The sequence below is a fragment of the Streptomyces sp. NPDC001100 genome (genome assembly GCF_053598575.1).
Map to the genome: position 1 here is coordinate 256,967 of NZ_JBSFKO010000007.1, position 19,656 is coordinate 276,622.

General features: G+C 69.4%; 13 protein-coding genes and 5 tRNA genes. 8 read left to right on the forward strand and 10 right to left on the reverse strand.

Going from position 1 to position 19,656, the window contains the following annotated elements; genetic code table 11:
• Positions 1-175 precede the first annotated feature (175 nt).
• The gene (gene bldC / locus ACWDEW_RS13055) at positions 176-382 is read left to right on the forward strand and encodes a developmental transcriptional regulator BldC (RefSeq protein ID WP_003949541.1); all 207 of its coding nucleotides are present in this window, start codon (positions 176-178) and stop codon (positions 380-382) included.
• 424 nt (positions 383-806) lie between these two features.
• Here bldC and ACWDEW_RS13060 read toward each other — a convergent pair whose 3' ends face one another.
• The 10 genes from ACWDEW_RS13060 to ACWDEW_RS13105 form a co-directional block, all read right to left on the reverse strand.
• The gene (locus ACWDEW_RS13060; protein ID WP_450512315.1) at positions 807-983 is read right to left on the reverse strand and encodes a DUF6274 family protein; all 177 of its coding nucleotides are present in this window, start codon (positions 981-983) and stop codon (positions 807-809) included.
• Positions 984-1,131: 148 nt separating this feature from the next.
• Positions 1,132-1,206 (reverse strand) — tRNA-Asp (locus ACWDEW_RS13065).
• A 95-nt stretch (positions 1,207-1,301) separates the two neighbouring features.
• A complete protein-coding gene (hrpA, locus tag ACWDEW_RS13070; protein ID WP_450512317.1) occupies positions 1,302-5,291 on the reverse strand; it encodes an ATP-dependent RNA helicase HrpA in 3,990 nt (1,329 codons plus the stop codon).
• Between the two features lie 82 nt (positions 5,292-5,373).
• Positions 5,374-5,754: a hypothetical protein gene (locus ACWDEW_RS13075; RefSeq protein ID WP_450512319.1), complete on the reverse strand. Its 381-nt coding sequence runs from the start codon at positions 5,752-5,754 to the stop codon at positions 5,374-5,376.
• Between the two features lie 70 nt (positions 5,755-5,824).
• Positions 5,825-5,898, reverse strand: a tRNA-Phe gene (locus tag ACWDEW_RS13080).
• Between the two features lie 24 nt (positions 5,899-5,922).
• Positions 5,923-5,997 (reverse strand) — tRNA-Asp (locus tag ACWDEW_RS13085).
• 49 nt (positions 5,998-6,046) lie between these two features.
• Positions 6,047-6,119, reverse strand: a tRNA-Glu gene (locus tag ACWDEW_RS13090).
• Between the two features lie 80 nt (positions 6,120-6,199).
• Positions 6,200-7,762 (reverse strand): metallophosphoesterase family protein, encoded by a 1,563-nt coding sequence (locus ACWDEW_RS13095; RefSeq protein WP_450512321.1) that lies wholly within the window; start codon positions 7,760-7,762, stop codon positions 6,200-6,202.
• 56 nt (positions 7,763-7,818) lie between these two features.
• Positions 7,819-8,169, reverse strand: a complete 351-nt coding sequence (locus tag ACWDEW_RS13100) for a metallopeptidase family protein (protein WP_450512323.1) — start codon at positions 8,167-8,169, stop codon at positions 7,819-7,821.
• A 4-nt stretch (positions 8,170-8,173) separates the two neighbouring features.
• On the reverse strand, positions 8,174-9,325 hold the full coding sequence (locus ACWDEW_RS13105) for an LLM class flavin-dependent oxidoreductase (protein ID WP_450512325.1): 1,152 nt from the start codon (positions 9,323-9,325) through the stop codon (positions 8,174-8,176).
• Between the two features lie 84 nt (positions 9,326-9,409).
• On the opposite strand from ACWDEW_RS13105, the gene ACWDEW_RS13110 reads away from it, so the two are divergent.
• The 7 genes from ACWDEW_RS13110 (at position 9,410) to ACWDEW_RS13140 (ending at position 19,383) form a co-directional block, all read left to right on the forward strand.
• On the forward strand, positions 9,410-10,216 hold the full coding sequence (locus ACWDEW_RS13110; RefSeq protein WP_450512327.1) for an MmyB family transcriptional regulator: 807 nt from the start codon (positions 9,410-9,412) through the stop codon (positions 10,214-10,216).
• 46 nt (positions 10,217-10,262) lie between these two features.
• Positions 10,263-10,769 carry a hypothetical protein gene (locus ACWDEW_RS13115; protein ID WP_450512329.1) on the forward strand — a complete coding sequence of 169 codons (507 nt, stop codon included), beginning with the start codon at positions 10,263-10,265 and terminating at the stop codon, positions 10,767-10,769.
• A gap of 361 nt (positions 10,770-11,130) precedes the next feature.
• Positions 11,131-13,254 (forward strand): DEAD/DEAH box helicase, encoded by a 2,124-nt coding sequence (locus ACWDEW_RS13120; protein WP_450512330.1) that lies wholly within the window; start codon positions 11,131-11,133, stop codon positions 13,252-13,254.
• A gap of 199 nt (positions 13,255-13,453) precedes the next feature.
• Positions 13,454-16,519 (forward strand): FG-GAP repeat domain-containing protein, encoded by a 3,066-nt coding sequence (locus tag ACWDEW_RS13125; protein ID WP_450512332.1) that lies wholly within the window; start codon positions 13,454-13,456, stop codon positions 16,517-16,519.
• A gap of 156 nt (positions 16,520-16,675) precedes the next feature.
• Positions 16,676-18,235 (forward strand): amino acid permease, encoded by a 1,560-nt coding sequence (locus tag ACWDEW_RS13130; RefSeq protein ID WP_450512334.1) that lies wholly within the window; start codon positions 16,676-16,678, stop codon positions 18,233-18,235.
• Positions 18,236-18,344: 109 nt separating this feature from the next.
• Positions 18,345-18,417, forward strand: a tRNA-Lys gene (locus tag ACWDEW_RS13135).
• Between the two features lie 438 nt (positions 18,418-18,855).
• On the forward strand, positions 18,856-19,383 hold the full coding sequence (locus ACWDEW_RS13140; RefSeq protein ID WP_450512336.1) for a hypothetical protein: 528 nt from the start codon (positions 18,856-18,858) through the stop codon (positions 19,381-19,383).
• Positions 19,384-19,656: the final 273 nt, after the last annotated feature.

Here is a 19,656-nt window from a genome sequence, read left to right on the forward strand (position 1 = left end):
AATTCCGTCGGTTTGGCCGTAGCGGTTGGACAGATGGTGTAGTTGTAGTGCCGAGGACATGCCGTTCGTCCTATAACCGACTCGACCCGCACACGCCATTTCGGGCAACGCGGGTCAAGGTGCAGAATTTAGAGGAAAGAACCGAGAAGGTTCGGTTCTCCCGAGGAGGCCGCTCATGACCGCTCGCACCCCTGATGCCGAGCCGCTGCTGACCCCGGCTGAGGTCGCCACGATGTTCCGTGTGGACCCCAAGACGGTCACGCGGTGGGCGAAGGCCGGCAAGCTCACTTCGATTCGCACGCTCGGCGGACACCGCCGTTACCGCGAGGCGGAGGTCCGTGCACTGCTCGCGGGCATTCCGCAGCAGCGCAGCGAAGCCTGACCAACTGAATAAGGGCGAAACGGCTGGTCCCCCAACCGGTCAAGCGCCCGACAGCACAGCTCCAAGCGACGCGGGTTCTGCCCCAACAGGGCCCACGCCCAACGCTCTTAGACATCTGAACACAGGGTGCGTCGTAGATCGCGCTGGACTCCGCCGGGTCCAGCGCGATCTTTTTTGTGCCTGGTCGCGGGCTGGTGGTGGGGCTGGTCGTGGGTCCGTGCGCGCCTCGGGAGGGGTCCTGTGAGGGACCTTGTCGGAGTCTGGGGAGGCCTGTCGGATCTCCTGTGGACCATCGCTCACAGGGGTGCAATTGCACATATTAAATTGACCAGTTGTAGGTGAGTCTTAAGTTCCACCGTTTCAAAAACTTATGCGGTGACACCCGTCACATGCCGGATGGCTTGTTGCCTACGGCCTATGTGCGCTAGGGGAGTTGGTCCGGTGCAGCGTCCTGGGGCTCCGGTGACGGAGGTGAATCCAGGACCAGCCGCAGCAGCCGGTGGCAGATCGGACAGTGCCGGGTCACATGGCGGTAGGAGCTGGCGGCCGACAGATGCGCACGGAGCAGGGCCCGCGTCTCACGCCTGCCCGAAGCCGCCATGCGCCACCTCCAGTGACCCTGCGGGAACGGGGCCTGGTTTCTGGGTACCTGGCGGATGTGGGGGCGTCAAGGGTGCCGTAGCGGCCGCGAGGGCATCGGAACACACGAAAGCCCGGGTCCGAAGACCCGGGCTCTGTTTGCTTCACTGCGGTCCTGACGGGATTTGAACCCGCGGCCTCCACCTTGACAGGGTGGCGAGCACTCCAAGCTGCTCCACAGGACCTGGTTTCGCGGCACTTGATGGTGCGTTGTGCTGCGAGACGAGACTGTACAGGAGGGGGGCCCGCCTGGTCGAACTCACCCTGTGTGCAGGTGCCGTTACGGCGCGGCGGCGTCGATCGCCTTCACGATCCGCTTGTCGGAGACCGGGTACGCCGTGCCCAGCGCGTGCGCGAAATAACTCACCCGGAGTTCCTCGATCATCCAGCGGATGTCACGGACCGAGGAGGGGACCGGGCGGCCCTGCGGGAGTTGTTCCAGGAGCCACGCGTACTCGTCCTGCATCTCGTGGACCTTCTCCATGCGGGTCGTGTCCCGCTGGACCCCGGTCGGCATCTGCTGGAGACGACGGTCGGCGGCCACCAGGTAGCGCATCAGGTCGGGCAGGCGACGTATCCCGGCTGCCGTGACGAACCCGGGCTTCACGAGGGCGTCCAGCTGCGCCCGTACGTCCGCGAGGTTCGGGAGGAGGGCCGGGCTGTTCGCCGCCTTCAGGCGGCGCTCACAGGCCTGCCAGGCGGCCAGCACCTGCTGGACCTGGCTCACGGCGCGCACCGTCGTGTCGACGATCTCCGCGCGCACCCTCTCGTACAGCTTCCGGTACGACTCCTCGTCCCAGGCCGGCCCGCCGAAGTCACCGATGAGCTTGTCGGCCGCCGCCAGCGCGCAGTCGTCGAACAGCGCCTGGATCGAACCGTGCGGATTCGCGGACAGGGCGAGCTTCTGCGCGTTGGTCAGCTTTTCGGAAGCGAACTTCGCAGGATTGACCGGGATGTTGCGGACGATCAGCCGCCGCGTCCCCTTCCACATCGCCTCGGCCTGCTCGGCCTCCGTGTCGAAGAGCCGTACGGAGACGGTGTCGCCGTCGTCGAGCAGGGCCGGATACGCCTTCACCGGCTGGCCCGCCCGGCGGGTCTCGAAGACGCGCGACAACGTGCCGATCGACCAGTCGGTCAGGCCCTTCCGCTCCAGGGACTCCCCGCCCTCACGCTCCGCCGTCGCCGCGGCCGCCTGCGAGATCGCCTGCCGCGCCTTCGGCTTCAGCCGGAGCTTCAGCGCCTCCAGGTTCTTGTCCTCGGCGATCTTCCGGCGCCGCTCGTCGACGATCCGGAAGGTGATGAGGAGGTGGTCCGGGACCTTGGACCAGTCGAAGTCGTCGGCCGTGAAGGGGACTCCGACCATCCGCTTCAACTCGCGGGCCATGGTGGTGGTGAGGGGTTCCTGGAGGGGGACCGCCTGGCTGAGGAAGCGTTGGGCGAAGTTCGGTGCCGGTACGTAGTTGCGGCGGATCGGCTTCGGGAGGGAACGGATCAGCTCCGTCACGACCTCCTCCCGCAGGCCCGGGATCTGCCAGTCGAAGCCCTCGTCCGTGACCTGGTTGAGGACGTGCAGCGGGATGTGGACCGTGACACCGTCCGCGTCCGCGCCCGGCTCGAACTGGTACGTCACCCGGAACTTCAGCGGCCCCTGCCGCCACGAGTCCGGATAGTCGTCCTTGCTGATGTCGCCCGCACGCTCGTTGATGAGCATCGAGCGCTCGAAGTCCAGGAGTTCGGGCTCCTCGTGGCGCTTGTGCTTCCACCAGGAGTCGAAGTGGGCGCCGGACACGACGTGTTCGGGGACCCGCTGGTCGTAGAAGTCGTAGAGCGTCTCGTCGTCGACCAGGATGTCCCGGCGGCGGGCGCGATGCTCCAACTCCTCGACCTCGGTGAGGAGTTTGCGGTTGTCCGCGAAGAACTTGTGGTGCGTGCGCCAGTCGCCCTCGACCAGCGCGTTGCGGATGAAGAGTTCGCGACTCGCCTCCGGGTCGATGCGGCCGTAGTTCACCTTGCGCTGCGCGACGATCGGGACGCCGTAGAGCGTGACCTTCTCGAAGGCCATCACCGCCGCCTGGTCCTTCTCCCAGTGCGGTTCGCTGTACGTCCGCTTGAGGAGATGGCCGGCCAGCGGCTCGACCCACTCGGGCTCGATCTTGGCGTTGACGCGGGCCCAGAGGCGCGAAGTCTCCACCAGCTCCGCCGACATGACGAAACGCGGGGTCTTCTTGAAGAGGGCCGAACCCGGGAAGATCGCGAACTTGGCGCTGCGGGCGCCCAGATACTCGTTCTTCGCGCCGTCCTTCACGTCCTTCATGCCGATGTGCGACAGCAGTCCCGCGAGGAGGGAGACGTGGACGCTCTGCTCGGCCGCGTCCTCCTCGTTGAAGTGGATGCCCATCTGCTTGGCCACCGTGCGGAGTTGGCTGTAGATGTCCTGCCACTCACGGATGCGGAGGAAGTTCAGGTACTCCTGCTTGCACATCCGCCGGAAGGCCGACGAACCGCGTTCCTTCTGCTGCTCGCGGATGTACCGCCACATGTTCAGGAACGCGAGGAAGTCGCTCGTCTCGTCCCGGAAACGGGCGTGCTGCTGGTCGGCCTGGGTCTGCTTCTCGGCGGGGCGCTCACGCGGGTCCTGGATGGAGAGCGCGGCGGCGATCACCATGACCTCGCGGACACAGCCGTTCTTGTCGGCCTCCAGGACCATACGGGCGAGCCGCGGGTCCACGGGCAGCTGGGCCAGCTTGCGGCCCGTCTGCGTCAGGCGCTTGCGCGGGTCCTTCTCGCCCGGGTCCAACGCGCCCAGTTCCTGGAGGAGTTGGACACCGTCGCGGATGTTGCGGTGGTCCGGCGGATCGATGAACGGGAACTTCTCGATCTCGCCGAGGCCGGCCGCGGTCATCTGGAGGATGACGGAGGCGAGGTTCGTCCGGAGGATCTCGGCATCCGTGAACTCCGGGCGGGCGAGGAAGTCGTCCTCGGAGTAGAGCCGGATGCAGATGCCGTCCGACGTACGGCCGCAACGCCCCTTGCGCTGATTGGCACTTGCCTGGCTGACCGCCTCGATGGGCAGCCGCTGGACCTTCGTACGGTGGCTGTAGCGGCTGATCCGGGCGAAGCCCGGGTCGATGACGTACTTGATGCCGGGGACGGTGAGGGACGTCTCGGCGACGTTGGTCGCCAGAACGATCCTTCGGCCCGTGTGCTGCTGGAACACGCGATGCTGCTCGGCGTGCGAGAGCCGGGCGTAGAGGGGCAGGACTTCCGTGAACCGGTAGTTCTTCTTCACCAGCGCGTCGGCGGTGTCGCGGATCTCTCTCTCCCCGGAGAGAAAGACCAGGATGTCACCCTTGCCCTCGCCCTGAAGCTCCTCCACGGCGTCACAGATCGCGGTGATCTGGTCGCGGTCGGAGTCCTCGGAGTCGTCTTCGAGGAGCGGGCGGTAGCGCACCTCGACCGGATACGTCCGGCCGCTCACCTCGATGATCGGGGCGTCGCCGAAGTGCCGCGAGAAACGCTCCGGGTCGATCGTCGCCGAGGTGATGACGACCTTCAAGTCCGGGCGCTTGGGCAGCAGTTGGGCCAGATAGCCGAGCAGGAAGTCGATGTTGAGGGACCGCTCGTGCGCCTCGTCGATGATGATCGTGTCGTAGGCGCGCAGTTCGCGGTCGGTCTGGATCTCGGCGAGCAGGATGCCGTCCGTCATCAGCTTGATGAAGGTCGACTCCTGGTTCACCTGGTCGGTGAAACGGACCTTCCAGCCGACGGCCTCGCCGAGCGGGGTGTCCATCTCCTCAGCGACCCGCTCCGCCACGGTCCGGGCGGCGATACGACGGGGCTGGGTGTGCCCGATCATGCCGCGGACGCCACGACCGAGTTCGAGACAGATCTTCGGGATCTGTGTCGTCTTCCCGGAGCCGGTCTCGCCGGCCACGATCACGACCTGGTGATCACGGATGGCTGCCGCGATGTCGGCCTTCTTCTGGCTGACCGGCAACTGCTCGGGATACGAGATCGCGGGAATGCGGGCCCGGCGTGCGGCCATCCGCTCCTCGCCACGGGCCACCTCGCCCTCGATCTCGGCGAGCACGGCGGCACGGGCCTCCGGCTTGCGGATCCTGCGCGCGCCTTCGAGCCTGCGCCCGAGCCGGTGCGCGTCGCGCAGGGTCAGCTCGGTCAGGCGGGGGGCGAGATCGCCGAGGGCGGGGGCGCCGGGACCGGCGGTACCGGAAGGTGACGAGCCGGGCGCGGAGGCGGGGTGCGTAGACATACGCCGTCCAGGATCTCACCTCGGCGAAATTCCTGGCGAATGAATTGGTGGGGGCGGATTGGTGAGGGGGCGTGCGGGTGAGTCAGGGTGCCGTTGTCGGAGTGGTGGGCGAGGGAATGCCCGCCGTCCCCAAGGGCTCCGCTCCCGGACCTCCGTCGGCCTGGACGGTCCCGTCCGCAAGCGCCGGACGGGCTGATTGCTGCCGCTCGGCGTCCTGCTGGCGGCCCGCTTCCTTGGACATCGACTGGGCCGTGTTCGAAACGGCCTTGATGCCCAGGTATGCCGTCGTCAGTCCCGCCATCGCGGTGAACGCCGAGGTCAGGACGCCCACGATCACCGCGCGGTCGCCGTTCAGCTGCCATACGCCGAAGACCGCCACCGCCGTGATCGCGATGTTGCTGCCGACCACCGCGAGCAGTCCGTACCGCGCCCGTGTCTTCTCCAGGTCGATGTCCTGGCCCATCGCGCCCCACCCTGTGTAGTCCGGGTTACGACGAAAGCCCCGTCCCGGTGGGACAGGGCTTTCGATCCGGTGGCTGGGGCCGGGGTCGAACCGGCGACCTATCGCTTTTCAGGCGATCGCTCGTACCAACTGAGCTACCCAGCCACGAGGCTTCCGGGGAAACCTCAGCGGTCCTGACGGGATTTGAACCCGCGGCCTCCACCTTGACAGGGTGGCGAGCACTCCAAACTGCTCCACAGGACCCAGCTGTTGCGTGCGGACTGGCTGAGCCAGTGTCGCACACGGTGTTGCGTGCCCCCAACGGGATTCGAACCCGTGCTACCGCCTTGAAAGGGCGGCGTCCTAGGCCGCTAGACGATGAGGGCTATCGGCCCGCCTGGGCGCTTCTCAGCGCGTCGGGGACGTGAGAAGCATATGGGATGGCGGGAGGTATCGCCAAAACGGTTTACGGGGCCGAGGGCGAAGGTGTGGGAGAGGGGCTGGGGGAGCGGGTCGCGCCCGGCAGGTTCTCCTTCGGGAGGTGGCGGCTGACCTCGGCCGTCGTCAGGCCCAGGCCGCCGAGTCGGATCTCGTCCCAGGCCTGGAGGCGGTGGGTGTCGCGGTCGATGTAGAGGATCGAGGCCTCGATGGGGTCGGGGTACTTGCCCTCCACCGCGCGCAGGCCGCTGCCGCCGGTCGAGCCCTCGATGCGGAGGCGGGTGCCGTGCTTCATGACCTCGGTGCCCTCGTGGTGGATGTGGCCGGCGAGGACGAGCGGGACCTCGCCGTCGGTCTGGCGTGCCGCCGTCGGTTCGTGGGCCAGGGCGATGTCGACGGGGGTGCCGGCGGTCCGCTGGTCGCGGAGGGAGGAGGCGAGCTGGTCGCCGGCGAGTTCCTCGGCCGCGTCGCCGCCGGGGGCGACCGAGCGGTCGGGGGTGAACTGCGGGTCGCCGATGCCGGCGAACCGCAGGCCCGCGACCGTTTCCGCCCGGCCCTCGTCCAGGACGTGCACGTTCTTCATGCGCCGCAGATAGCGCTGGGTGACCAGGGAGTCGTGGTTGCCCCTGACCCAGACGTAGGGGGCGCCGAGGTCGGCGATGGGGTCCAGGAACCCGTTCTCGGCGGCCGTGCCGTGGTCCATGGTGTCGCCGGTGTCGACGATGACGTTCACCTTGTACTGCTCCACCAGCGACGCGATGATCTTCCAGCTCGCGGGGTTCAGGTGGATGTCCGAGACGTGGAGCACGCGGATCGTCGTCGGGTCCGGCTGGTAGGCGGGGAGCGTGGACGTGACGTCGTACAGCTTGGTCACGTTCGTCACCAGGCGGGCCAACTCCTGCTGGTAGACGTTGAATTCGGTGACGATGCTGCGGGCGTTGCCGACCACGGAGGGGGCGGAGGAGAGCAGCCCGGAGAACTTGGGTTCCAGGATGGATTTGGGGTTCCAGGTCGCGTAGGCGGTCGCTCCGGACGCGGCGAGGAGGGTGAGGGCGAGGCCGCCGGCGGTGAGGGCGCGGCGGGGGCGGCGGTAGACGGCGAGGCCGAGGGTGGTGGCGCCGAGGACGACGGCGGCGCAGGAGCGTACGGCGAGGTCGAGGGTGCCGTGTTCGACGTCGTGGGCGACTTCGTCCTGGAGGCCGGAGATGCGTTCGGGGTGGTCGACGAGGGCCTGGGAGCGTTCGGGGTCGAGCTGGTCGACGTTGACGTCGAGGCGGACGGGGGCGTGGTGGCTGTCGAGGGAGAGGGCGCCGAGCGGGGAGATGTTGATCTTGGTGCCGCCGGTCAGGGAGGGGCGCAGGGTCATGGTGGTGTTCATCGGGCCGACCTGGGCGCGGACGTTGCCGACGATGAGCAGGCCGAGCCAGGCCCCGACGAGGACGACCGTGATGAGGCCGAGGGCGCGGGGCCAGGGGTGGGGCTGGGGGACGAGTTCGAGGGTGGGGCGGGGGTGGCGGGCGCGGTAGTGGTTGGTCAGGGCGCGCCGGGCCCGGCGGAGGCGGTTCAGGGCTGCGACGGGGACGCTGGCCATTGGTCCCGTATGCCCAGGAGTGGGGGTGGATATGCGGGGAGGGCCGAGGGAGTGGTTCAGCCCCAGCCGAGTTCGTGGAGGCGTTCGTCGTCGATGCCGAAGTGGTGGGCGACCTCGTGCACGACGGTGACGGCGACCTCGTGGACGACGTCCTCGGTGGTCGCGCAGTGGCGCAGGGTCGGGCCCATGTAGATGGAGATCCGGTCGGGGAGGACCCCGGCGTACCACTCGCCGCGTTCGGTGAGAGGGGTGCCTTCGTAGAGGCCGAGGAGTTCGGGGTCGGCGGGGTCGGGTTCGTCCTCGACGAAGACGGCCACGTTGTCCATGACCCGTGTCAGTTCGGGCGGGATCCGGTCCAGGGCCTCGCTCACCAGCTCTTCGAACGCCTCGCGTGTCATTTCCAGCACATGCCTATTGTCCGGGACGGACGCGGGTTCGGGGCGGTGACGGGGTCGGGAGGTCGGGGATCAGTGCGGCGATGCGTTGCATCTGCTCGCGCTGGGTGCGCAGGTCCAGGGCGGCGGGGCGGGTGACGAGGTGGCGGGCGCCCGCGGTGACGTACTGGTGGAGGCGTTGCGCCACCTGCTCCGGGGTGCCCGCGGCGACCGCCTGGATCTTCTCCAGTTCGGGGAGGGGCATGCCGTAGGTGGCTCGGGCGTAGTCGTCGAGTGCGGCTCGCGCGGTGCGGGGGTCGTCGTCGATTCGTACGGTGATGAAGAGCGCCGGGGTGATGGCCTCGGGGCCGCGGTCCGCCGCTGTCGCCGCCTCCTGGATGTCGTGCAGGCCCCTCGTGTAGTCGGCGGGGTCGGGCGGGTAGGGGAGCCAGCCGTCGTAGAGGCGGCCGGTGCGGGCCAGGGCGGTGGGGGTGGCGCCGGCGAGCCAGACGGGTGGGCCGGTCGGGCGGGTGGGGCGCAGGGCCGGCGGGAGATCGGTGAAGTGGTGGAACTCGCCGTGGAAGCTGTCGGCGCCCTGCCAGAGGGCCCGCCAGAGCCGGACGGTCTCGTCGAGGCGGGCGAAGCGGCGGGGCCAGGGGACTTCGGAGAGGTCGTAGAAGGGGCGTCCGAAGCGGCCGGGGAAGCCGGCGCCGACGGCGAGGGTGAGGCGGCCGTGGGAGAGGAGGTCGATGGAGGCGAGGGTCTGCGCGGTCTGGACGGGCCGGCGCAGGAACGGGAGCAGGGCACCGGTGCCGAGGGTGGCCGTCTCGGTGGTGGGGGCGAGGGCGGCGAGCAGGGTGAGGGCTTCGATGCGGGGGGTGATGAGGGAGTCGTTGACGAAGAGGGAGGTGAAGCCGAGGTGTTCGGCGGTGCGGCCGAGGGCGATGAGGTCGCGCGGGTCGTCGTCCTTGGCCCATTGGGCGGTTCCGGTGGGGAGCAGCACGCCGAGGCGGACGGGGTTGGTGGGCGGCGGGGGCAGTGCGCCGGTGTCGATGGGTTCGGTGGCCTCCGGGGGCAGTACGCCGGTGCCGATGGGCTTGTTGGCGGTCGGGGGCTGTACGCCGGTGCCGATGGGGTTGTTGGTGGGCGCGGGCGGTACGCCGGTGTCGGCGGGGTTGGCGGTGTTCATGGCCCGATGGTCGTCGCCCGCGGGTATGGCCTCAATTCCCTGCACGGAATGGCCGGTTGGGGTGGGGCGTCGTAGAACTGGGGCGTGGACTTTTCCCAGGTGCTGCGTGAGCGTCGTACGAGTCGTCGGCTGAGTCAGCTGGAGGTGGCCTCGCGGGCCGGTACCACTCAGCGGCATGTCAGTTTCATCGAGTCGGGGCGGTCGGTGCCGGGGCGGAACATGGTCGTGCGGCTCGCCGAATCGCTCGAACTGCCGTTGCGGGAGCGGAACGAGCTGTTGCTGGCGGCCGGGTTCGCGCCGGTGTACGCGGAGAGCTCGCTGGAGGGGCCGGTGCTGGCGCCGGTGCGGACGGCGATCGGGCACATCCTGCGCGGGCATCTGCCGTATCCGGCGGTGGTGGTGGACCGGGAGGGCCGACTGGTCGACGCCAACAGCGCGTTCGGGGTGATCACGGAGGGTGCGGCGGCGGAGCTGGTGGGGCCGGGGGCGAATGTGTACCGGCTGGCGTTGCATCCGGACGGTGTGGCGCCGCGGATTCTCAACCTGGCCGAGTGGGCGCGGCACATCGTGGTGCGGCTGGGCGGATTGCCGGAGTTGCGGGCCGAGTTGGCCGGGTATGTGCCGGAACTGGGTGCGTCGGAGGGGCAGTTGGGGTTCGCGGTGCCGTTGCGGCTGCGGTCGTCGTACGGGGAGTTGCGGCTGATGACGACGGTGACGACGTTCGCGACGGCCGTGGATGTGACCCTCGCGGAGCTGAAGTTGGAGGCGTTCCTGCCGGCGGACGCGGCGACGGCGGAGGCGTTGGCCGCTGCCGCCTCGGCGGGGCAGGTCCCGGCCGGAAATGTGGGACGGGCGCGGGGCGCGTGTCTTCCGGTGGGCGGCGGGAGTTGAGAGGGCGACTCCTTTTTCCGCCCTCGGAGGTGGCCCCGTGCGCCCCATGTACGTACCCGTCCGTCTGGCCGCAGCGGTCGCCGTCGTCGCCGCTGCCGCCGGCTGTATGAGCGTGGGCGACGACGCGGGCGGCGGGGCCAAGCCCTCGCACTCGGCGGGGCGGCACGCCGGTGAGGTGCCCGACGGCGGTTCGGGGGCGCCGGGCGGCGGACTCGGTTACGACGGGTCGGCGGGGGACGGGAAGCACGGGCACGGGAAGCCCAAGCCCGGTGAGTCGGCGTCGGGTTCGGCCTCGCCGTCGGCGCCGGGTGCGGTGAGCCCGTCCGCGTCCGCGCCGCCGAGGCCGGGTACGAGCGCCAAGCCGGGCGCGCCGACCACGGCCGCGCCGCAGCCGACCCCGTCGCGGACGCCGCCGCCTCCGGACCCGACGCCGAGCCAGCAGCAGCCGTCCCCGGACCCGACCGTCGCGGAGCCCTCGTCCTCGGCGCACGAGGACCCGGCCCCGCAGCTGGTGGACCGCGAGCCGGCGCCGGCGGCCGGGTCACCGGCGTAGGCCCTGTCGTCACAGTCCCGTCTGCCCCGTCTGCCTCGCGACGCCGTGCACGCACCTGACGCCGTGAGGCCGCCCTCCGGGCGACGACGGGAATGTGGCGACAGGACCTGGGGGCGGGTGTGACGCACGTCAAGGAGAGCTGGTTTGCGTTGGGGGGTGGTAGGTGCGTAAGGTGGTAGATCGTTTGATCCCATTGCCCGGCGCCACTGTAGAGCGCGCCGTGTGGCGCGTACTCTCCCTTGCCGTGGCGGACCGCATTGAGGCGGTCGATAGCGAATCACGGAGTTGACGGGCGCGTGCCGACGGAGACTCCGGAAGGTTTCGCATTCGCATGTCCATTTCCAGTACTGATCACGTCGTCATGCCCGAGAACGAGGGCACCGAGACGGCCGTAGACGCTGCCGCGGAGGCTCCCGAGGTGACGTTCGCGTCCCTCGGTCTCCCCGAGGGCATCGTGCGCAAGCTCGCGCAGAACGGCGTGACAGCCCCCTTCCCGATCCAGGCGGCGACCATCCCGGACGCCCTGGCCGGCAAGGACATCCTCGGCCGTGGCCGCACCGGCTCCGGCAAGACCCTCTCGTTCGGTCTGCCGCTGCTGGCGACGCTGTCCGGCGGCCGCACCGAGCGCAAGCGCCCCCGCGGCATCATCCTCACCCCGACCCGCGAGCTGGCGATGCAGGTCGCCGACGCGCTCCAGCCCTACGGCGACGTCCTCGGCCTGAAGATGAAGGTCGTCTGCGGCGGCACGTCCATGGGCAACCAGATCTACGCCCTTGAGCGCGGAGTCGACGTCCTCGTCGCCACGCCGGGCCGCCTCCGCGACATCATCAACCGCGGCGCCTGCTCGCTCGAAGACGTGCAGATCGCCGTCCTCGACGAGGCCGACCAGATGTCCGACCTGGGCTTCCTGCCCGAGGTCACCGAGCTGCTCGACCAGATCCCGGCCGGCGGCCAGCGCATGCTGTTCTCGGCGACCATGGAGAACGAGATCTCCACGCTGGTCAAGCGCTACCTCAAGGACGAGGTCACGCACGAGGTCGACAGCGCGCAGGGCAACGTCACGACGATGTCCCACCACATCCTCATCGTGAAGCCCAAGGACAAGGCGCCGGTCACCGCCGCGATCGCCTCCCGCAAGGGCCGCACGATCATCTTCGTCCGCACCCAGCTGGGCGCCGACCGCATCGCCGAGCAGCTGCGCGAGTCCGGCGTGAAGGCCGACGCGCTGCACGGCGGCATGACGCAGGGCGCCCGCACGCGGACGCTGGCGGACTTCAAGGAGGGCTACGTCAACGCGCTCGTCGCGACCGACGTGGCCGCCCGCGGCATCCACGTCGACGGCATCGACCTGGTCCTGAACGTGGACCCGGCCGGCGACCACAAGGACTACCTGCACCGCGCGGGCCGCACCGCGCGTGCCGGCCGTACGGGCACCGTCGTCTCCCTCTCCCTGCCGCACCAGCGCCGCCAGATCTTCCGGCTGATGGAGGACGCGGGCGTCGACGCCGGCCGTCACATCATCAACTCCGGTACGGCCTTCGAGCCCGAGGTCGCCGAGATCACCGGCGCCCGTTCGATGACCGAGGTCCAGGCCCAGTCCGCGGGCGACGCCGCGCAGCAGGCCGAGCGCGAGGTCATCCAGCTCACCAAGGAGCTGGAGCGGGCCACGCGCCGCGCCGCCGAACTCCGCGAGGAGTCCGACCGCCTGGTCGCCCGTGCCGCGCGCGAGCGGGGCGAGGACCCGGAGGTCGCGGTGGCCGAGGCCGCCGCTGCCGTGGTCGAGGCGGCTGCCGCCGAGCCGGTCGCCGAGGCGCCGGTGCGCGAGGAGTCGTCGTACGACCGTCCGCGCCAGCAGCGTGACGAGCGGGGCAACTACGAGCGCCGTGACCGTCGTGACGACCGTCCGTCGGGTGGCTTCCGCCGGGACGACCGCGGCGGCAACGACCGTGGTGGCCGTTCCTTCGAGCGTCGTGACGAGCGTCCGTCCGGTGGTTTCCGCCGCGACGACCGCCGTGACGACCGTGGTGGCCGTTCTTTCGAGCGTCGTGACGACCGTCCCTCGGGTGGTTTCCGGCGCGACGACCGTCCGTCGGGCGGTGACCGTGGCGGTGACCGCGGTGGGCGTTCCTTCGACCGTCGTGACGACCGCCCCTCGGGTGGTTTCCGGCGCGACGACCGTCCGTCGGGTGGCGACCGCGGTGGCCGTTCCTTCGACCGTCGTGACGAGCGTCCGTCCGGTGGTTTCCGCCGGGACGACCGTCCCTCGGGCGGTGACCGCGGTGGCTTCCGTCGCGACGACCGTCCCGCGACCGGTCACCGGGGCAGCGACCGCCCGTTCAACCGTGACCGCCAGGGCGACCGCCCGGGCTTCCGCGCCGGCGGCCACGACCGTCCGTCCGGCCACCGGGGCACGACCGGCACGGGTACCGGCACCGGTACCTTCGGCCGCCGCGACGACAAGCCGCGCTGGAAGCGCAACGGCTGACGTCAACGGCTGACGTCAAGTGACGTGGCGCAGCACTGAGATGGCCCCCGCCCGGGTTCGGGTGGGGGCCATTTTTGCGTGCTCTTGGCTGTGTGTTGACTGTATGATCAGCCGACTTCTGTGGGGGATGTGACGGCTGGGGGCCGGGGGGCAGCAAGAACGCCACGCATCATCCCTCTCTTCTCTGGGGGAGGATTCCTTGGCTCGTCGTGTCTTCACAGGCATCGCCGTCTCGGCCGTGCTCGCGGCCGGGCTCGGCCCACTGCTGCCGGCGCCCGCGGTCGCGGTGGGGGACGCGCAGGAGACGGTCGTACCGGCCACGCTGCGCGGCACCTATACCTCGGCCAGGCTGCTCGCGTCCTCGACCCAGGGCGGCCACGACAGTGCCGGGGCGCAGGGTGTCTTCCACCGGCTGGAGGGCAGTTCGGCGCTGCTGTGGGCGCGCTACTCGGACGGCGGGTCGGTGCCCGTGCCGGTGCGGGCCGGGGCGACCACCCGGGCCACCGGTACCGATGTCCTCGCCTACCAGTACCCCGACGGCCGGTTCGAGTTCTGGGACCCGACCGACGGCACGACCCGGAGTCTCCAGGTCCCGGCGGGCCTCGGTGTCCTGAGTGCCTTCGACGACCTCACCCTCGCCTTCCGGAACTCCACCGCCGAGGACGGCACCAGCACCCGGATCATGCATCTGCTGACCCCCGGCCCCGACGGAACCACCCGGGACGTGACCGTCGCGGGCGGACCGGCGGGCCTGATCGTCGGTCTGCCGGCCGGTGCGGACGCCACGAGCGTGTTCTTCCGCTCCTCGCTGGACGGACAGCAGGTACTGGTCGCCGTGGACCGCGAGACCGGGCAGGTGCAGAGCACGAGCGGTCCGCTGCCGCTCGGGTACACGCATGTGTACGCGTCCCGGGACCACGTGGTCGTCGCCGCCTACGACAAGGCCAAGGTGCTGGTGCTGCCGCGCGCCGACCTGTCGGCGGCTCCGGCCGAGGTAGTGCTGAAGGGTGTCACCGACGGCGTGAACGCGACGAGCGATCTGGCACTCGTGGGGGACTGGCTGGTCAACGGCACCGGTGCGGTGACGGCCCAGCCGATCGACGGCGGCGCCTCGGTGACCCTCATGCCGTGGTCGTTGTCCGGGATCGCGGCCGGCCCCGACGGCAATGCCGTGAAGATCGGCCGAACCGGGAGCGACGACTGGGGCATCCAGCGCATCCAGCCCGGCCCCGGAGGCGTCCCGGTCGTCACTCAGGTCAGGGCGCTGCCCAAGCCGCCGGTCAGGATCCAGGGGCTGTCCCTGGAGCAGGGGCGGCTCCTCGTCGCCGACACCGGTGGCCCGAACGGATACCGCGACGACTACCTGCGGACCGTCGCCGTGACCGGCACACCCGAGTTCGGCGCCCGCTCGTCCTTCGACGGCACCGGCCTGAACCTCGGCACCTGCCCGGTGACGGAACTCGGCTGCTCCCAGCTCTACGGCACGGCCGACGGCCGCGCCGCCTGGCTGACGAAGGACACCACGACGAGCGACCGCATCCGCGTCAACGGGCCCGCCCCGTACACCTTCTGGGAGCGCACCGTCCCCGCGGGCGGCCGGATCACGGACGTCTCCGGCCGCTATCTGATCCACACCACGGCGACCGCCCAGACCGTCTACCGGATCGGCAACGACGGCAACCCGGCCCTCACCCGCACCCCCGGCGCGGCCGCCCTCTCCGGCGACACCCTGTGGACCCCGGGCACCACCCCCGGCACCCTCACGGCCTACAACCTCACCACCAAAAAGATCACCGAGACCCGCACCACCGACGCCGGCTGCGCACCCGCCGAACTGCGGGCCAACGGCCGCTGGCTGTACTGGAGTTGCGCCGACGGTACGGCGGGCGTCTACGACCGTACGGCGCAGAAGTCGGTCCACGTCCCCTCCGGCGAGGCGGAGTTGGGCGACGGCTTCGTCGTCACGCACGACAGGCAGGCCGGACAGCTGGTCCTCACCACGTTCGCGGACGGCACCCCCGTGAGCCGGGTGATCGGCGCGCTGCCCGACACCAGTGTCTCCCAGCGCGAGGTGCGCTGGACGGTCGACGAGTCGACCGGGAACGTGGCCTACGTCGACGACCAGGAGCGCGTCCACCTCGTTCCGGCCGGCGTGCCCCAGCAGCCGCTGCGCCTGCTGGCCCCGGTCGAGGCGGCCCCCTCCGTCCAGGCGCACGAGCGCGACACGACCGAGGACACCCTGGCCACCGTACTGCTGTCGAAGCCGTCCGCGAGCTGGCGGCTGACCGTGCGCGACCGGGCCACCGGCAAGGTCGTGGACACCCGGGACGGCGGCCCGGCGCGCGGCGAGCTGAAGGTCGGCTGGTCCGCGTCCATCGGGACGACGCTCCTGACGAACGGGTCGTACGACTGGACGCTGTCCGTCACACCGGCCGACGGGGTCGGCGCCCCGGTGACGGCGAGCGGCACGGTCGCGGTGCGCGGCGGCTCCCCGGCGCGCCACGACTACGTCGGCGGTGACGCCGTAGGTGACCTGCTGACGCTCGACTCGGCGGGTGCGTTGACGTATCAACTGGGCACGGGCAAGGGCACGTTCGCCGGAAAGGTCAGCGGCGGCGGCTGGGCGACGAGCGTGAGGGCGGTTCCCTTCGGCGACCTGAGCGGTGACCGCTGCAACGACGTCCTGGTCCGCCTGAGCAGCGGCGCCCTGCGCGCGTACAAGCCGGCCTGCGACGCGGCGCTCAAGCCCTCGACGGCGTACACGTCACTCGGGACGAGCGGCTGGAACCAGTACGACGTGCTGACCGCGCCCGGCGACATCAGCGGTGACGGCCGCCCCGACCTGATCGCGCGGAGCGCGTCGACGGGGACGGTGTACCTGTACAAGGGCACGAGCGCGGGCAAGCTGTCCGCGCGGGTGAAGCTGTACGCCGACTGGAAGACGTACAAGAAGGTCGTCGGCGTAGGTGATGTGAACGGCGACGGCATCGGCGACCTGCTGGCACAGGACAAGTCGAACAACCTGTACCGCTACTACGGCACCGGTCACGGCACGTTCGGGGCGCGGGTGAAGCTGTTCACCGCGTGGGGCGCGTCGTACGACACGGTCGTCGGGGTCGGGGACATCACCGGGGACGGGAAGGCGGACCTGGTGGAGCGGGACTCGGCGGGCAACCTGTTCCGCAACAGCGGTGACGGGAAGGGGTCGTTCGGGGCGCGGACGAAGATCTCGGGCGGGTGGAGCGGCTACAAGGGCGTCCTCTGATGTGAGTCGTCTGCGAGTAGTCTGTGACTCGTAGTGACCTGTAGTTACCTGTAGTGACTCGCGTGTGATCCCTAGGGCGTTTTTTGGCCACATCGAGTCCTTATCGATTCCTTAAGTGGCGCATGTCACGTCCCCGGCGAGGGAATCGCTGGGGGCATGACAGATGACGCCATAGCGAGTGGGCTGTCAAAAGGAGACGCTCCCGGTCTCTCCGACGAGGAACGCCTTGCCCAGCTCGGCTATACGCAGGTTCTCGCCCGCCGCATGTCGGCGTTCTCCAACTACGCGGTCTCCTTCACGATCATCTCGGTCCTGTCGGGCTGCCTGACGCTGTACCTGTTCGGCATGATCACGGGTGGTCCGGCCGTGATCACCTGGGGCTGGGTGGCCGTAGGCCTGATGACGCTGTTCGTCGGCCTGTCGATGGCCGAGATCTGCTCGGCCTACCCGACCTCGGCGGGCCTGTACTTCTGGGCCCACCGCTTGGCACCACCCCGTTCGGCCGCGGCCTGGGCATGGTTCACGGGCTGGTTCAACGTGCTCGGCCAGGTCGCGGTGACCGCGGGCATCGACTTCGGCGCCGCGTCCTTCCTGGGCGCGTACCTCAACCTCCAGTTCGACTTCAAGGTCACCCCGGGCCGCACGATCCTCCTGTTCGCCGCGATCCTGATCCTCCACGGCCTGCTGAACACGTTCGGCGTCCGCATCGTCGCCATCCTCAACAGCGTGAGCGTGTGGTGGCACGTGATCGGCGTCGGCGTGATCGTGGGCGCGCTGACCTTCGTCCCCGACCACCACCAGTCCACGACCTTCGTCTTCACGAAGTTCGTGAACCACACCGGCTGGGGCAGCGGGGTTTATGTGGTGTTGCTGGGCCTGCTGATGGCGCAGTACACCTTCACCGGCTACGACGCCTCGGCCCACATGACGGAGGAGACGCACGACGCGTCGACGGCGGGCCCGAAGGGCATCGTCCGCTCCATCTGGACGTCATGGATAGCCGGCTTCGTCCTCCTCCTGGGCTTCACCTACGCGATCCAGTCGTACGAGGCGGAGCGGGAGTCGGCGACGGGGGCGCCCCCGGCCCAGATCCTCCTCGACGCCCTGGGAGCGACGACGGGCAAGCTCCTGCTCCTGGTGGTGATCGGCGCACAGCTCTTCTGCGGCATGGCGTCGGTGACGGCCAACAGCCGCATGATCTACGCCTTCTCACGCGACGGCGCGCTCCCGTTCTCCCGCGTCTGGCACACGGTGAGCCCGCGCACCCGGACCCCGGTCGCGGCGGTCTGGCTCGCGGCGGCCGGCGCACTGCTCATGGGCCTGCCGTACCTCATCAACTACACGGCCTACGCGGCGGTGACGTCCGTCGCCGTCATCGGCCTCTACATCGCGTACGTCATCCCGACACTGCTCCGACTGGTGAAGGGCGACGACTTCCAACGCGGCCCGTGGCACCTGGGCCGCTGGTCCCGGCCGATCGGTGTGGTGTCGGTGATCTGGGTGGCCGTGATCACGATCCTCTTCATGCTGCCGCAGGTCTCCCCGGTCACCTGGGAGTCCTTCAACTACGCGCCGGTGGCGGTGCTGGTGGTCCTCGGCTTCGCCGCGGCTTGGTGGACGGCGTCGGCCCGGCACTGGTTCCTGAACCCGGAACATGCGCGCACGAAGGCGCGGGAGGCGGCGCGGGCGGGGGCACCCGAACCGGTAGATCCGTAACACTCCGGACCTGCCCGGCCACCTTCCCCTCATCCGGCACGGCCGTGTCCCCGATACCCGATCGGAGACACGGCCACGTCCCGCTATGCTCGGGGAGGCAACATCGCCTGGGCCCTTAGCTCAATTGGCAGAGCAGTGGACTTTTAATCCATTGGTTGTGGGTTCGAGTCCCACAGGGCCTACCGCATCGCCCCCAGCTCGGAGGTACTTCGAGCTGGGGGCGTGTCCGTTTTGAGGGCCCCCGGTGATCGTTGGCCGGTCCGCTGCCGGCCCGAGGGAATACTCAGGATGCAGCGCGGATGGTCACACCCGTGAGGCGTGACCACCCGGCCCCCCTCGGACCGGTACAGCGCCGAGCCAGGGTTCACGGCCGTCCTCGGGTATCCGGTCGGCTGCGCCTGCGGAAGACCGGCACATCCCGCCGTATCCGTGACACGTTCCTCACCTTCCTCACCGCACGCGACGAGCCGTTCGTCACCCCTATGGTCAACTCGGCGGTCGGCGACGAAAGGTCCACGCGCTCATTGCGCCAGTCTCGGGCAGTAGGCACAGTTCACCTCCCGCGCTGATCTATACCGGGCGCCTGCGCTCAACCGGTCGCGTGCGCGAGCATGTTCGGCATGGATCAAGGATTGGCGGCCGTGCTCGGCGCCGGCGTCGCGGTCATCGGAACACTGGGCACGGCTGGTCTGACGTTCAGGGCCGCGCGGTGCCAAGCGCGTGACCAAAGCCGAGCGGACCACCGACAGAAACTGCGTGACGAGCGTCGAGATGCGTACGGCGCATTCATGGAGACCACCGAACCGTTGGATCGAGCGATTTTCGATCTCGTTGACACGGAATGCATCATTGACAATTATCAATCCCCGTCTGCCCTACGGGCTTCTGAGGAAGCTCTGGCGGATATCGATGTCGCAGTGCACGATCTCTACAGGGCTCGGATGCGTGTCAGGTTGATCGGCCCTGGTTCTGTAAGCGCGTGGGCGGACGAACTATGGAATGATGCAGCCTATTTGAAGACTGTCCTTACTGATTTTGTGACGGGGCGGATAAATATGGCTGATTTTCAGGAGGCCGTCGACAAGGTCGAGATCAGTAAAAGGAGATTCGCCGAAAGCGCTAACGCGGTTCTCGAAGCACTGCCGTAGCCATCGAAAGTTGTCGCTCAGTGGCCCGCTGCGGGTGAGTGAACGATGTGGCAGAGGCCGTCGCGGCGTGGGCTGGGCACAGAGCAGCACCTTGCCCGACCAGGTGGTTCAAAGGCGGTCGTACGGGATCCCTCGTGCGGACCCGGAGGCCACGCGCGCCTGGGGGCGTACCGGGAGGGATCCCGCCGACCTCATCGGACACTTGGACATCTGCGTCTTCGCCGACCGGGAGGGATCGGGAGGAACCGGGGGCGCTGGAGGGCAGCCGCTGCG